This is a genomic window from Faecalibacterium duncaniae (assembly GCF_010509575.1).
GTDB lineage: Bacteria > Bacillota > Clostridia > Oscillospirales > Ruminococcaceae > Faecalibacterium > Faecalibacterium duncaniae.
In genome coordinates this window covers 2,893,628-2,907,134 of the sequence record NZ_CP048437.1, presented here as the reverse complement: position 1 = coordinate 2,907,134, position 13,507 = coordinate 2,893,628, and the positions used below count along the sequence as shown (strand labels likewise).

Annotated in this window: 11 protein-coding genes; 8 read left to right on the top strand and 3 right to left on the bottom strand. The window is 62.0% G+C overall.

Annotation, left to right across the window (positions count from 1 at the left end):
- Nucleotides 1-85 precede the first annotated feature (85 nt).
- The gene (locus GXM22_RS14025) at nucleotides 86-739 is read right to left on the bottom strand and encodes an ECF transporter S component (RefSeq protein WP_117533782.1); all 654 of its coding nucleotides are present in this window, start codon (nucleotides 737-739) and stop codon (nucleotides 86-88) included.
- Between the two features lie 218 nt (nucleotides 740-957).
- On the opposite strand from GXM22_RS14025, the gene pdxR reads away from it, so the two are divergent.
- Nucleotides 958-2,397, top strand: coding sequence for a MocR-like pyridoxine biosynthesis transcription factor PdxR (pdxR, locus tag GXM22_RS14020; RefSeq protein ID WP_005934676.1), 1,440 nt, complete (start codon nucleotides 958-960; stop codon nucleotides 2,395-2,397).
- On the opposite strand, the gene GXM22_RS14015 is transcribed toward pdxR, so the two are convergent.
- The gene (locus tag GXM22_RS14015) at nucleotides 2,304-3,215 is read right to left on the bottom strand and encodes a hypothetical protein (protein ID WP_005934675.1); all 912 of its coding nucleotides are present in this window, start codon (nucleotides 3,213-3,215) and stop codon (nucleotides 2,304-2,306) included. The genes pdxR and GXM22_RS14015 overlap by 94 nt on opposite strands.
- Nucleotides 3,216-3,339: 124 nt before the next feature.
- Here GXM22_RS14015 and GXM22_RS14010 point away from each other — a divergent pair, with 124 nt between their 5' ends.
- Nucleotides 3,340-4,725, top strand: coding sequence for an alanine/glycine:cation symporter family protein (locus GXM22_RS14010; RefSeq protein WP_005934674.1), 1,386 nt, complete (start codon nucleotides 3,340-3,342; stop codon nucleotides 4,723-4,725).
- A 54-nt stretch (nucleotides 4,726-4,779) separates the two neighbouring features.
- Here the strand turns inward: GXM22_RS14010 and GXM22_RS14005 are convergent, their stop codons facing one another.
- The gene (locus GXM22_RS14005; protein ID WP_005934672.1) at nucleotides 4,780-6,063 is read right to left on the bottom strand and encodes a BaiN/RdsA family NAD(P)/FAD-dependent oxidoreductase; all 1,284 of its coding nucleotides are present in this window, start codon (nucleotides 6,061-6,063) and stop codon (nucleotides 4,780-4,782) included.
- Between the two features lie 223 nt (nucleotides 6,064-6,286).
- Between GXM22_RS14005 and GXM22_RS14000 the strand changes: the two genes are divergently transcribed.
- The 6 genes from GXM22_RS14000 to dnaJ all read left to right on the top strand — a co-directional run bounded on the left by GXM22_RS14000 (nucleotide 6,287) and on the right by dnaJ (nucleotide 13,496).
- Nucleotides 6,287-7,762, top strand: coding sequence for a sensor domain-containing diguanylate cyclase (locus GXM22_RS14000; protein WP_005934670.1), 1,476 nt, complete (start codon nucleotides 6,287-6,289; stop codon nucleotides 7,760-7,762).
- Nucleotides 7,763-7,851: 89 nt separating this feature from the next.
- Nucleotides 7,852-8,394: a stage V sporulation T C-terminal domain-containing protein gene (locus GXM22_RS13995; protein WP_005934668.1), complete on the top strand. Its 543-nt coding sequence runs from the start codon at nucleotides 7,852-7,854 to the stop codon at nucleotides 8,392-8,394.
- Between the two features lie 184 nt (nucleotides 8,395-8,578).
- Nucleotides 8,579-9,652 carry a heat-inducible transcriptional repressor HrcA gene (gene hrcA / locus GXM22_RS13990; RefSeq protein WP_035394624.1) on the top strand — a complete coding sequence of 358 codons (1,074 nt, stop codon included), beginning with the start codon at nucleotides 8,579-8,581 and terminating at the stop codon, nucleotides 9,650-9,652.
- Complete coding sequence (locus GXM22_RS13985) at nucleotides 9,649-10,278, top strand: nucleotide exchange factor GrpE (protein ID WP_097773188.1); 630 nt, start codon at nucleotides 9,649-9,651, stop codon at nucleotides 10,276-10,278. The genes hrcA and GXM22_RS13985 overlap by 4 nt, the downstream gene beginning before the upstream one ends.
- A 102-nt stretch (nucleotides 10,279-10,380) precedes the next feature.
- The gene (dnaK, locus tag GXM22_RS13980) at nucleotides 10,381-12,210 is read left to right on the top strand and encodes a molecular chaperone DnaK (protein WP_005934665.1); all 1,830 of its coding nucleotides are present in this window, start codon (nucleotides 10,381-10,383) and stop codon (nucleotides 12,208-12,210) included.
- A 116-nt stretch (nucleotides 12,211-12,326) separates the two neighbouring features.
- Complete coding sequence (gene dnaJ / locus GXM22_RS13975; RefSeq protein WP_035394621.1) at nucleotides 12,327-13,496, top strand: molecular chaperone DnaJ; 1,170 nt, start codon at nucleotides 12,327-12,329, stop codon at nucleotides 13,494-13,496.
- Nucleotides 13,497-13,507 lie beyond the last annotated feature (11 nt).

The following is a 13,507-nucleotide window of genomic DNA, read 5'->3' as shown; positions in this document are numbered from 1 at the left end:
ACTCTGTCTACTCCAGGGGTAGCATATCATGTTGAGGATACAGGCCGGGGGCTTTCCATATATGCGTCAGAAAGAGATGAGAGGCTTACTTTTTTTCGCCCTTGGGCAGCAGACCGGCGCGCTCCAGAGCCGGGCGCAGGGCCAGATACAGGATGACCACGCAGATGGTGGAGGCTACGCTGTTGACAAAGGTGACACCACCGGCGATCTTGGACAGGGCCTGTGCCACGGTGTACTCCTGGCCAAAGATGTAAATGTTGCGGAAATAGCCCAGGAACGGGTCGGTGATGACGTTCAGCAGCAGGCCGGAGCCGCCTGCCACGATGACCTTGAGCAGGTAGCCCTTGCTGTGGCGGTCGAGATCGCGCAGCTTGAACACCTTGTGGGCCACGGCACCGCAGGTGATGCCGATGATGAACTTCAGCACAAAGGTGGTCACGGCATAGCCCGGGTCACCGGCCAGGATATCGGCCAGAGCCAGACCGATTGCGCCGGCCAGGCCGCCGGAAACGCCGTCCAGCAGCAGGGCGGTCAGGGCGGTGAAGGTGTTGCCCAGATGGAACGAGGAGCCGCCGTAGAACGGCACACGGAAAAACAGGTATGCCACCAGGCTCAGCGCGGCCATAACGCCGGTCAGGGCCAGCTCCTTGGTGGTAAAGGTGCGTTTGTACAGCACACTGCCGAACAGGATGACAACGATCACCACAGCCAGCAGCAGCCACATTGCAGTTGTAGACATGATTTTTCCCTCCAAATTTTTTCGGGGCGAACCCCCTCTATCCTGCTCTGCAGGATCGTTCGCCCGTTTCAAAGCCACTTACCCATAAAACTACTTGACATTTGGGTGTGTGGTTGGTATGCTCCTATTATACGCGAAACTGGCACCATGAAAATACCCAGAATAAAGTTTTTTTATGGGGTCAGTTCGGCAAAGCACCCAAAAAGGGGAGGGGTCTTATGTTTCATCTGACAACTGCACTGGATGCCGCCAGCGGGGTGCCGCTGTACGAGCAGCTCTATGAGAGCCTTGCCGCCGAGATGCGCAGCGGGGCCATTCCGGCGGGCACCCGGATGCCCGGCAAGCGGCGGCTGGCGGCAGAGCTGTCGGTTTCTGTCAACACGGTGGACGCGGCATATCAGATCCTGGCGACCGAGGGCTACATGGAGCCGCGGGAGCGCAGCGGCTTTTATGTACAGGAATATCTTGCCCTGCCCACCCGGCCCGAGGAAGTGCCGCCCCCAGTATCTGCCGCTCCGCAGCCGGAAGCGGCTGAGCCGCCCGTCCGGTTCGATCTGTCCACCCGGGGCGTGGACCCGGGGCTGTTCCCGTTCCGCACCTGGGCCCGGCTGCAGAAAGAGCTGCTCTATTCCTCGCCCCAGCTGCTGACCCATGGCGATGCGCAGGGGGATGTGGAACTGCGGCAGGCGCTGGCGGACTATCTGGAGGAATACCGGGGCGTGCGGTGCACCGCCGAGCAGGTGGTGGTGGGTGCCGGTATGGAGTATCTGCTGAGCCTGCTGGCCCCGCTCCTGCCCGGCAAAACGGCGGTGGAAAACCCCGGCTACCAGCGCGCGAAGCAGGTGCTGGAAAACAACGGCGTGGCGTGCTGCTGCCTGCCTGTGGATGCGGACGGCCTTTCTGTTGAGGCATTGTCCGGCTCGGGCGCGGCGGTGTGCTATGTCACGCCCAGCCACCAGTTCCCCACGGGCGTGACCATGCCGGCGGGCCGCCGCACGGAGCTGCTCCACTGGGCCTCCCGTTGCCCGGGCCAGCGGTATATCATAGAGGACGATTACGATTCGGAGTTCCGCTTTGATACCCGCCCCCTGCCCAGCCTGCAGGGCATGGCCGGGGCCGACGGCCCGGTGGTCTACCTTTCCACCTGCTCTCGCAGTCTGGCCCCCGGCATCCGCATCGCTTACATGGTGCTGCCCCGGCAGCTGCTGCCCGCCTGGCGGGCAAAGTACCGGATCTATTCCGGCACCGTCAGCCGGTTTGAGCAGCAGACCCTGGCCCGCTTCATCCGCGAGGGCTACTTTACCCGGCATCTTGCCCGGGAGCGCGTGGCCTACAAGGCCCGGCGGGATGCTCTGGCTGCCTCTCTGCGCGCTGCTTTTGCGCCGGATGAGCTGACCCTGACTGGCCTGCACACCGGCCTGCATCTGTTGGCAAGGCTGAAAAATGCCCCGCCGGATGCCGCCCTTCACGCCGCCGCAAAGGCGCAGGGCGTGGCCCTGAGTCTGCTGAGCGATTATGACCTGACCGGCGGGGAACAGGATTTTTCCGGTACGTTTGTGCTGGGTTATGGCTCCCTGAGCGAGGCATCATTCCCCGAGGCGGGCGAAACGCTGAGGAAGGTCTGCACCGCCGCCTGGGAAGCGTCTGTGACCGTGTAAGTGCCCGCTTTTGCATCCCACGCCCCGGGCAGGGCCTCGGCGTGGGGGAGGGCGCTGTTGTTGGCCAGAAACTCCAGGACCGTGCCCAGCAGGGTGTAATCCTGCGCCGCAAAGTCGGTGAGCAGGGCCGCGCTGCTGGCCCGCAGGGCATCCGGCAGGGTGGCGGGCAGCAGGGCGAGGTCCTGCCGGAAAAAGGCTTCCCACACTGCCGCCCGGGCAGCGGCCCGGCGGGCAGGCGGCAGGGTGCCCTCCGCATCCCAGCCGGAGAGCAGAGCGTGGGCCTCCTTGGCTGAAATGCTCTGCACGGCGGCGGAAAGCCCGGTTTCGGCCAGCTCATCGGCAGTCAATGCCCCCGAAAACCCCACCCGCACCGGCCCGTAACGGGAAGCGGTCTTTTCCAGCACGGCGGGGGACAGCGCCAGATAAAACATATCCTCCGGCAGGCCCAGCACCTCCAGAAGTGCCTGACGGCACCGGGCGGGCCCCGCCGCTCCGTAGCAGTGGGCAAGGCTGGCAGTCTCTCCGTTGAAGGGAACCGTCAGCTCCCCCGGCACGGCCAGCAGGTTCAGACTGTTCTGGGCGGCGTTCAGGTAGACCAGCAAAAAGCCCGGCTGCTCCCCGGCGGTGCAGAGAAGCAGGGTCATCCGGTGCTCGGCCCGGGGCAGCTGGATGGGCACCCCGCTCTGGGGCTGGGCGGTCTGGATGCGGGTGCGCACCATCTGCCGGGTGAGCAGGACTGTGCCGCCCACCAGCGGCAGAAGCACCAGAAGTGCCGCCCCCAAAGCCGCCCAAAAGGGCCTCCAACCGTTCTTGTGCATCCCGTGTTCCTCCGTTCCGTTTTGGAACAGGGTGGGCCGGGATGCGCTTTTTTATACAGAAACCGCTGCCCGGGCATGAAAACGCCCCCTGTGCCATACAGTAGAGCACAGGGGGCGTTTGTGTATGTGGGAGAGCTTGGCGCGGGTGAACGCGGTGGTCGGCGGTGTGGTATGGGGGCCGGTGGGGCTGGCGCTGCTGTTTGGCACCGGCTGCCTGCTGACAGTGCGCACCGGTTTTTTCCAGCTGCGGTATTTCGGGTACTGGATGCGGCACACCATCGGGGCCATCTTCCTGGACCGGAATGTGACCGCCCACACGGACGATGAAGCCATCAGCCAGTTCCAGAGCCTTTGCACGGCGCTGGCGGCGACCATCGGCACCGGCAACATCGTGGGTGTGGCGGCAGCCATTCTGGCAGGCGGGCCGGGGGCTGTGTTCTGGATGTGGGGCATGGCCCTGCTGGGGATGATGACCAGTTATGCCGAGAACGTGCTGGGCATCTGCTACCGCCGCCGGGATGCCGCCGGAAGATGGTGCGGCGGGCCCATGTACTATCTGGCCGAGGGGCTGGGCGGCGGCTTTGGCCGGGCACTGGCGGTGCTGTTTGCCTGCTTTTGCGTGCTGGCCAGTTTCGGCATGGGGAATATGAGCCAGATCAACTCCATTGCGGGCAATCTGCAGGCGGTGTTCCGGGTGCCGCCGGTGGCAACGGGCATTGTACTGGCCCTGCTCACCGGGCGGGTCATACTGGGCGGGCTGAAGCGGGTGGCCGCAGTCACGGAGGCCATCGTCCCGCTCATGGCCCTGTTCTACCTGTTCGGGGCGCTGACCGTGGTCTGTGTCCATTGGGCGGCTGTCCCAGCGGCATTCGCGGCCATCTTCCGGGGGGCGTTTGGCTTGCAGGCCGCCGGGGGCGGGGTGCTGGGTTACGGCATGGCCCGGGCCATCAGCTGGGGATTCAAGCGGGGAGCCTTTTCCAACGAAGCAGGACTGGGCGCGTCGGTGCTGGTGCACTGCGCGGCCAACGTGGAGGAGCCTGTCCAGCAGGGAATGTGGGGCATGTTCGAGGTGTTTGCAGATACCATGGTGGTCTGCACCCTCACGGCCCTTGTGGTACTCACCAGCGGCCTTGTGGATCTGGACACCGGTGCGGCCCTGACCGGCGTGGAAGGCTCCGCACTGGTGGGGCAGGCCTTTTCCACGGTGTTTGGGGCGTTCGGGCCGCAGTTCATCGCGGTGTCGGTCCTGTTGTTCGCCTATTCCACTACGCTGGGGTGGAGCCATTACGGCACCCGGGCAGTGGTGTATTTGCTGGGGGAGTGTGCCGCCGCAGGATATAAACTGGTGTTTGCGGCTATGGTGCTGGTGGGTGCTGTGATGAAGCTGGATCTGGCCTGGGCGCTCTCCGATACCTTCAACGGCCTGATGATGCTGCCCAATCTTGTGGGCGTGGTGGGGCTTTCGGGAGTGGTGGTCCGGGAGACACAAGCGTACCTGAAACGAAAATGACCCTCTCCGTCCCTGCAGTCTGTCTGTCAGATGCGGGATGGAGAGGGTCATTCTTTATCGCTTCTTTTTATTCGGCTTCGGGGCAGGCCGCTTCAGGCTCCGCACCGCGTCACGCCCGGCGGCGATGCCGCTGCCAAAGGCCCAGTGCAGGTTGAAGCCGCCGCAGCTGCCGGCGCAGTCCAGCGTTTCACCCACAAAGTAAAGGCCGGGGCAGCCCTTGAACTGGAAGCTGGGGGTCACTTCGGTCAGGCTCAGGCCGCCGCCGGTGGTCTGGGCCTGCTTCCAGCCGCAGGGGGTCAGGCCCTCGAACAGCCAGTGCTTGGCCGCGTTGGCCAGCACCTGCCAGGCGGCATCCGGCAGGGTGTCCACCGGTTTTTCAGGCAGCTTTGCCGCTGCCCACAGGGCGCGGCCCAGCTTGGGATTGAGCAGACCTGTCCAGAAATCCGCAGGTGCCTTGCCCGGCAGCAGGGGCACCCGGGCCGCAAACAGGGCGGTCAGGGCAGTCTCGTCCAGCATGGGGAAGAGGTCCAGCTCCACAGCCGGGCGCTTTGGCCCCCGCCCCGGGGCCAGATGGCCGGACAGCTGCATGATGCAGATGCCCGAAAGCCCGTAGTCCGTGAACTGCACCTCGCCGTTTTCCACAGCCACGGTGCAGTGGCGGTCGAGGTCCAGCAGGGTGGCAGCGGCCTTGGCCCGGATGCCGGCCAGAGATCGGTTGGGCTTTGCTGTCTGCAGGGCGGTCAGGCAGGGGTACAGCGGCTCCAGCTTTCCGCCGCACTGGGCGGCGAATCGGGTGCCGAAGCCGTCGGTGCCGAACTGCGGCCCGGCATTGCCGCCCATGGCGCAGATGACGGCATCGGCCCGCAGGGTCTGGTCCTGACCCTCGGCATTCTCACACAGGATGGTATAGCCGCTGCGGTTCTGGCTCAGGGTCTGCACAGTGCAGCCGGTGCGCACCTCCACGCCCAGCCGGGCAAGGTGGCCTTCCAGCAGGGCCAGCACGTCTGCGGCCTGGTTGGAGTAGGGGTACACCCGCCCGGCCTCATCGGTGCGGGTGTACAGGCCCAGCGCCGCGAACCATTCCAGCGGTGCGGCGGCATCCACCGCGGCCAGCAGGTGCCGCAGGGCGGCGGGGTCAGCGGTGAAATACTGCTCCGGTGCAATGCCGGTGTTGTCCAAATTGCAGCGGCCGTTGCCGGTGGCCAACAGCTTTTTGCCGCACCTGGGGTTGCGGTCCAGCACCGTCACCCGCACTGCCCCTGCCGGGGCAGACTGGGCGGCGGCCAATGCGGCGGCAAGGCCCGCTGCACCGCCGCCCAATATCACGATCTGCTGCATAAGAGCACCCCCTCAGAAATCCATACATTTTATTATAACATACACAGCAGCAAAAGGATAGAAGAATGCCCCAAATTTGCAGCGAATAATCTTTGGCGAAAGCCTTGACAGAAAAAGCAGAATTTGGTAGTGTTGATTCGACGGAATTGCGTGGTTTCGCAGGCTGTGGAAATGCAGCCGGAAAAGGGCAGAGAGTTGGGACTCTGCTGAGGAGAAGCTGAATATGTGGAAGAAAAAAGAAAGATGGACGGCAGCTGCGCTGCTGCTGGCGATGGTCGTGGTGACAGGTCTGTGCTGGTACATCCTGTACATCCGGCAGCAGTTCTATGACGAAGGCACCCGCAACCTGCTGGAGACCTATGAGCAGGTGGATAAGGCGTTTACCATCTTCAGCCGGAGCAACTGGAACATGCTGAACGAGTGGGGCAAGAGCCTGCAGGCTGCCAATGAGGAGGGCCTGGCGGAGGAACGCCTGCGCAGCTATGAGGCCGAGCGGGAGATCTGGCGGTACAGCAGCGTGTATCTGTTCAATGAAAACTGCGAATATTGGAGCATCCGGGGCAAGCATGAAAAAGTGGATCACCTCTGGACGGCCTTTGAGGAGATGTACCGCACCGGCAAGCCTACGGTGTCCAGCTACATCATGCGGAGCGGGGAGCGCCGGGTGGTATACTCTGCGCCCATTGCGCCGGTGGAGATCGACGGCACCACCTACACCAGCCTTGCCGTGAGCTATCGGAATAAGACCATAGAGGAATTGATCGGCGGCAGTGCTTACGGCGGCCAGAGCGACTGCTACATCATCCATCCCGATGGCGATGTGATGCTCTCGGAGGAGCCCAAGAGCGAGATCGAGGACTGGATGGACAACCTGTTCGACTACCTGCAGAAGTATGCGCAGGTGGATGCGGGCACACTGACCCGGGCCCGGCAGGACGTGGCAGAGGGCCGCAGCGGCAGCCTTTCCTGCTGGCTTGAGGGCAAGAACTATTATCTGGTCTACCAGCCTGTGGGCTTTCAGGATCTGTCCATTGTGGGCATCGTCGGCCGTGACGTGGTGGACAGTGGAATGCGGAAGATCCAGAACGCCACCATCCTGCTGCTGGCTGGGCTGTTCTTCTGCGCAGGCATCGTGCTGGTGCACGGTGTCCGCATCGATGCCCGCCTGCGCGTGGAGGAAAAGGAGCGCGCCCTCCGGCAGGAAGAGGAGGCCCGCCAGCAGATGGAGGACCTGGCCAACACCGACGGCCTGACCGGACTGTATAATGAACGCTATTTTGACGCATTGTTGAAAGAAAACGAGCTGAACAGGACACCGTTTGTCCTGTTCTACCTCGACCTTGACCGTTTCAAGCCTGTGAACGACCGTTACGGCCACGATGTGGGCGACCAGCTGCTCAAGGAGGTGGCCAGCCGCCTGCGGGGCTGCGTGCGGGAGAGCGATGCGGTGTTCCGCATCGGCGGGGATGAGTTCGCCCTCATCGTCAACGGAGCCATAACGGAGGGGTTCTGCAAGAGCCGGGTGGAAAAGATCAAGGCAGTCATCCGGGAGCCTTACCGCCTGAAGGATGCAGAGGTGCAGGTTGGCACCAGCTGCGGCTGTGCGGTCTACCCCTGCGACAGCGATGATGTGCGTGCCATCCGCATCCTGGCCGACCACCGGATGTATGAGGATAAGCAGCGCTCCGGCCGGAGCTGAATGAATAATTCCTTTCCTGTTTCCACAGAATAACCATACTTCACAGAAATCTGGAAGCAAAACCGGAACATGGAAAGGAAGGGAACCTTATGAAAGCAACCGGCATCGTGCGCCGCATCGATGAGCTGGGGCGGGTGGTCATCCCCAAGGAGATCCGCCGCACCCAGCGCATCCGCAGGGGAGACCCGCTGGAGATCTTCACAACAGGGGACGGCGAGGTCATCTTCAAAAAGTATTCGCCCATGGGGGAACTGAGCGGGGTGACGGCCCAGTATGTGGATGTGCTGAGCAAGTGCTTTGCCCTGACGGCCTTTGTCTCAGACCGGGACCGCATTCTGGCGGCATCCGGTGCGGGCAGGCGGGATCTGGCAGACCGCAGCGTGAGCCAGCCGCTGGAAAAGCTGATGGACAGCCGCAAGCCCTACCAGAGCGATGGCAGCCCCGAAAAGGCATTGCTGCCCTGTGAGGGCTCACCCCGGGCGCTGCTGTGCGCCGTGCCCATCATTGCGGCGGGGGATGTCACAGGCAGTGTGGGCCTGCTTACGGAGGACCGCACTGCCCAGCCCGATGCCGCCCAGCTCAAGGCGGTGAACGTGGCGGCGGCATTTCTGGCAAAGCAGATGGAGGAATGATCTATTATATAGGAGAGCCGCCGCAGGGCGGCTCTTTTTTGTGGGGCCTTTATGACAGAATTATGAATCTTTCAAAACTTTTCTGAGAAGCTATTGACAGCGCCGCAAAATTGGATATAATGGTCTTAGCACTCAGGAAGAAGGAGTGCTAAAGAACGAAAAGCGAACGAAGGAGGCAGGCGCTATGACGATGGATGCACGCAAACAGCGTGTCTTGCAGGCAATCGTTGCGCTGTATGGCCTCGAGGGCGAGCCCGTGGGCAGCAGTGTGCTGGCAAACTACTTTGATATGGCAGTTTCCAGTGCCACGCTGCGCAACGAGATGGCCGCGCTGACCAAGCTGGGTCTGCTGGAGCAGCCCCACACCAGCGCAGGCCGTGTCCCCAGTGCCAAGGGCTACCGTTATTATCTGGATCATCTTCTCAACGATGACCAGCCGCTGGACCGTGTGACCCGCGCCCGTGTGGACGCGGTGTTCGCAAGCCTTGACCACGAGCCGGAAAAGCTGGCACAGGGTGCCGCCAAGGCGCTGGCCGCCATCAGCGGCTGCACCGCCGCCGTCAGCACCCCCTGTGCTGAGGATCTCTGCATCGCCCACTACGAGGTGGTGCAGGTGGGCCGCAGCGCCGCAGCGGTGCTGGCTGTGACCACTGCCGGTTATGTCCGCACCCGTGTGGCGCGGGTCCGCACCGGTCTTTCCCGGGAAAATGCAGCGGCGCTTGCCGCCCTGCTCAACCGGAATCTGACCTTTGTGGCTCCTGTTGATCTGTCGCCCCGGCTCCTTGCAGAGCTGTGCAGCCAGATCAGCCCGGAGCTGGTGCCGGTGATCAGCGCTGCCGCCGCCATCCTGCAGGATTCCACCCAGCCCCATGTGTATCTGGGTGGTGAGCAGTACCTGCTGGACTGGCCCCAGCTGGACGGCAAGGTGGGCAGCATCCTGAGCCTGCTGAACGACGAAGAGCAGGCCGCCGCCCTCATTGCACCCCCGGCAGAGCAGAGCGAGAGCATCCTGCTGGGCGAGGATCTGGAACCTCAGATCCCCGGCCTGTGCATCGTGAGTGACCGGTATCTGGTGGGCGGAGGCCTCTGGGGCTCCGTGGCCCTCATCGGCCCCACCCGGATGCCCTTCCAGAAGCTGATGCCGCTGCTCCACACCTTTGCCGATCAGCTTGGCGAAGGAATGAGCGGCAAACGAAAAGATACCCCGCAGGCAGCCGCACCCCGGCGGACTGTGATCTATAAGGAGGACCTGGAATGAGCGAAGAAACAAAAAAGACCCCGCAGGCAGAAGAACCTGCCGTGGAGCCCAACACCGCCGAGCAGGCCGCCCCGGAAACTGCACCTGAGCAGGCAGCGGCTCCCGAGACGAACGCTGAAGCGGCAGACCCCAAGAAAAAGGATGGCTTCTTCAACAAGAAGGCCCGGGAGCTGGAGGCCGTGAAGGCAAAGCTGGACGCGGCTGAGAAGAATGCCAATCAGGCCAAGGATCAGCTGCTGCGGATGGCCGCCGAGTATGAGAATTACCGCAAGCGCTCCACCCGTGAGGCTGACCAGAAGTTCAACGACGGTGTGTCCTTTGCCGTGAACCAGATCATCCCCATTCTGGATACGCTGGATATGGCGGCCAACGCCCCCACCACCGACGAGAATTACAAGAAGGGCGTGACCATGACGCTGGACAAAGCCGCCAAGGCGCTGAACGCCCTCCATGTGGAGGAGATCGAGGCGCTGGGCAAGCCCTTTGACCCCAACTTTATGAATGCCGTGCAGCAGATCCCCGCCCCCGATGGGCAGGAGAGCGGCACCGTGATCACGGTTTACCAGAAGGGCTACAAGCTGGGCGATAAGATTGTCCGCCATGCCACCGTTGTTGTGGCAGAGTGATTTTGCAAGACCCCGCAAGGGTTTTCAAATATAACATCCGCTTGGTAACATTTGAGCATCACATAAACAAAAAACGTTCTGAATTTGAGAGGAGCTTTCATTATGAGTAAGATCATTGGTATCGACCTTGGTACTACCAACAGCTGCGTGGCTGTTATGGAGGGCGGCGAGCCCGTTGTTATCGCTAACTCTGAGGGTGCACGTACCACCCCGTCTGTTGTCGGCTTCACCAAGACCGGCGACCGTCTGGTGGGTCAGGTCGCAAAGCGCCAGGCCATCACCAACCCTGAGAACACGGTGGCTTCCATCAAGCGTTATATGGGCACCGACCACAAGGTGACCCTGAACGGCAAGGAGTACACTCCCCAGCAGGTCAGCGCTATGATCCTGCAGAAGCTGAAGGCAGATGCTGAGGCTTATCTGGGCGAGACTGTCACCGATGCAGTCATCACCGTTCCTGCATACTTCAACGACAGCCAGCGTCAGGCAACCAAGGACGCAGGCACCATTGCCGGCCTGAACGTCAAGCGTATCATCAACGAGCCCACTGCCGCATCTCTGGCATACGGCATCGATAAGGAAGAGGACCAGAAGATCATGGTCTACGACCTGGGCGGCGGCACCTTCGATGTCTCCATCATCGAGATGGGCGACGGCGTGACCGAGGTTCTGGCCACCAACGGTGATACCCACCTGGGCGGCGATGACTTCGACCAGCGCATCATCGACTGGATGGCAGATGCGTTCCAGAATGAGAACGGCATCGACCTGCGCAAGGATAAGATGGCTGCACAGCGCTTGAAGGAAGCTGCTGAGAAGGCAAAGATCGAGCTGTCCAGCGCAATGAGCAGCCAGATCAACCTGCCCTTCATCACTGCTGACGCTACCGGCCCCAAGCATCTGGATATGACCCTGACCCGCGCAAAGTTCAATGAGCTGACCGCTGATCTGGTTGACCGCACCATGACCCCTGTCCGCAAGGCTCTGCAGGATGCAGGCCTGCGTCCCTCTGACCTGAAGAAGGTCCTGATGGTCGGTGGTTCCACCCGTATCCCCGCTGTCTACGATGCAGTCAAGAAGGAACTGAACTGCGAGCCCTTCAAGGGCATCAACCCCGATGAGTGCGTGGCTGTGGGCGCTGCCATCCAGGGCGGCGTTCTGCAGGGCGATGTCAAGGGCCTGCTGCTGCTGGATGTCACCCCGCTGAGCCTGGGCATTGAGACCCTGGGCGGCGTGTGCACCAAGATCATCGACCGCAACACCACCATCCCCACCCACAAGAGCCAGGTGTTCTCCACTGCCGCTGATAACCAGCCCTCTGTTGAGATCAACGTTCTGCAGGGCGAGCGTGAGTTTGCCCGCGACAACAAGAGCCTGGGTGTGTTCCACCTGGATGGCATTGCTCCGGCTCCCCGTGGTGTGCCTCAGATCGAAGTTACCTTCGATATCGATGCAAACGGCATCGTGAAGGTCAGCGCGAAGGATCTGGGCACCGGCAAGGAGCAGAACATCACCATCACCGCTTCCACCAATATGTCCAAGGAAGATATCGACAAGGCTGTGAAGGAAGCTGAGCAGTTTGCTGCCGATGATAAGAAGAAGCGTGAAGAGGTCGATATCCGCAACGGTGCTGATCAGATGGTGTTCCAGACTGAGAAGATGCTGAAGGAGAACGGCGACAAGATGCCCGCTGACGTGAAGAGCGAAGCTGAGGCAAAGCTGGCCGACCTCAAGACCGCTGTTCAGTCCGGTTCCATCGATGAGATCAAGGCAAAGCAGGATGAGCTGAGCCATGTCTTTGAGAAGATGTATCAGGCTGCCGCTGCTGCCCAGCAGGCTGCAGGCGCACAGCCCGGCCCCGATGCTGGCGCAAACAACCAGCAGAAGCCCAACGATGACGGCGTTGTGGACGCTGACTTCAAGGAAGTCTAAGTTCTGACACAAACGGCAGATGCCCGGCCAAACCGGCGGGCAGGCGTGCCGGATAAAAGCAAAAGCCGCTCCGGTTTTGCCGGGGCGGCCTTTGCTGGTTTTATAGAGGTATGGTTATGGCACAGGAAAAGCGCGATTACTACGAAGTGCTGGGAGTATCCAAAACGGCCACCGATGCGGAGATCAAAAAGGCTTACCGCAAGCTGGCCATGAAGTACCACCCGGACTACAACCCCGGCGATAAGGATGCCGAGGAAAAGTTCAAGGAAGTCAATGAAGCCAACGAGGTGCTTTCGGACCCGAAGAAGCGCCAGCTGTACGATCAGTACGGCTTTGCCGGTGTGGACCCCAGCTATGCAGCCCAGAACGGCGGCGGCGCGGGCGGCTTCAGCGGCTTTGGCGGCGATGGGGTCGATCTGGGCGATATCTTCGGTGATATCTTTGGCGGCGGTTTCGGCGGCTTTGGCGGCTCTGCCCGTCAGGCAAACCCCAACGCCCCCCGCAAGGGTCAGGATATCCGTGTGCGGATCACCCTGAGCTTTGATGAGGCCGTGCATGGCTGCAAGAAGAACATCACCATCACCCGCCAGCAGGAGTGCACGGAGTGCCATGGCAGCGGCTGCGCCGCCGGCAGCAGCCCCGAGACCTGCCCGGACTGCGGCGGCCGCGGCTATGTCATCCGGCAGCAGCGCACTCCCTTTGGCGTGATGCAGACCCAGCAGCCCTGCTCCCGCTGCGGCGGCAAGGGCAAGCTGGTCAAGAACCCCTGCAAGGTCTGCCACGGCAGCGGAAAAACTGCCGCCAGGAAAACGCTGGAGGTGTCCATCCCCATGGGCATCGATGACGATCAGAGCTTTGCACTGCGCGGTATGGGCGATGCCGGTGCCAACGGCGGCCCTGCCGGTGATGTGATCGTGATGGTCACGGTCCGGCCCAGCGAGGTGTTCCAGCGCGACGGCTATGATGTCTGGGTCACGGTGCCCATCACCTACAGCCAGGCGGTTCTGGGCGACAGCATCACCGTGCCTTCCATTGACGGCAAGGTGGAGTACACCGTGCCCGAAGGCACCCAGAGCGGCACCACCTTCCGCCTGCGCGGCAAGGGCATCCAGTATCTGAACGGCCGCGGCCGGGGCGATATGTACGTCAAGTGCGAGGTGGAGATCCCCAAGAAGCTGAACAAGGCCCAGCGCGATGCCCTGAAGAAGTTTGAGGGCACCCTGAAAGAGGAAAACTATGAAAAGCGCAAGGGCTTCTTCAAGAAGCTGAAGGATATGTTTGCTTAAAAACATAAGAT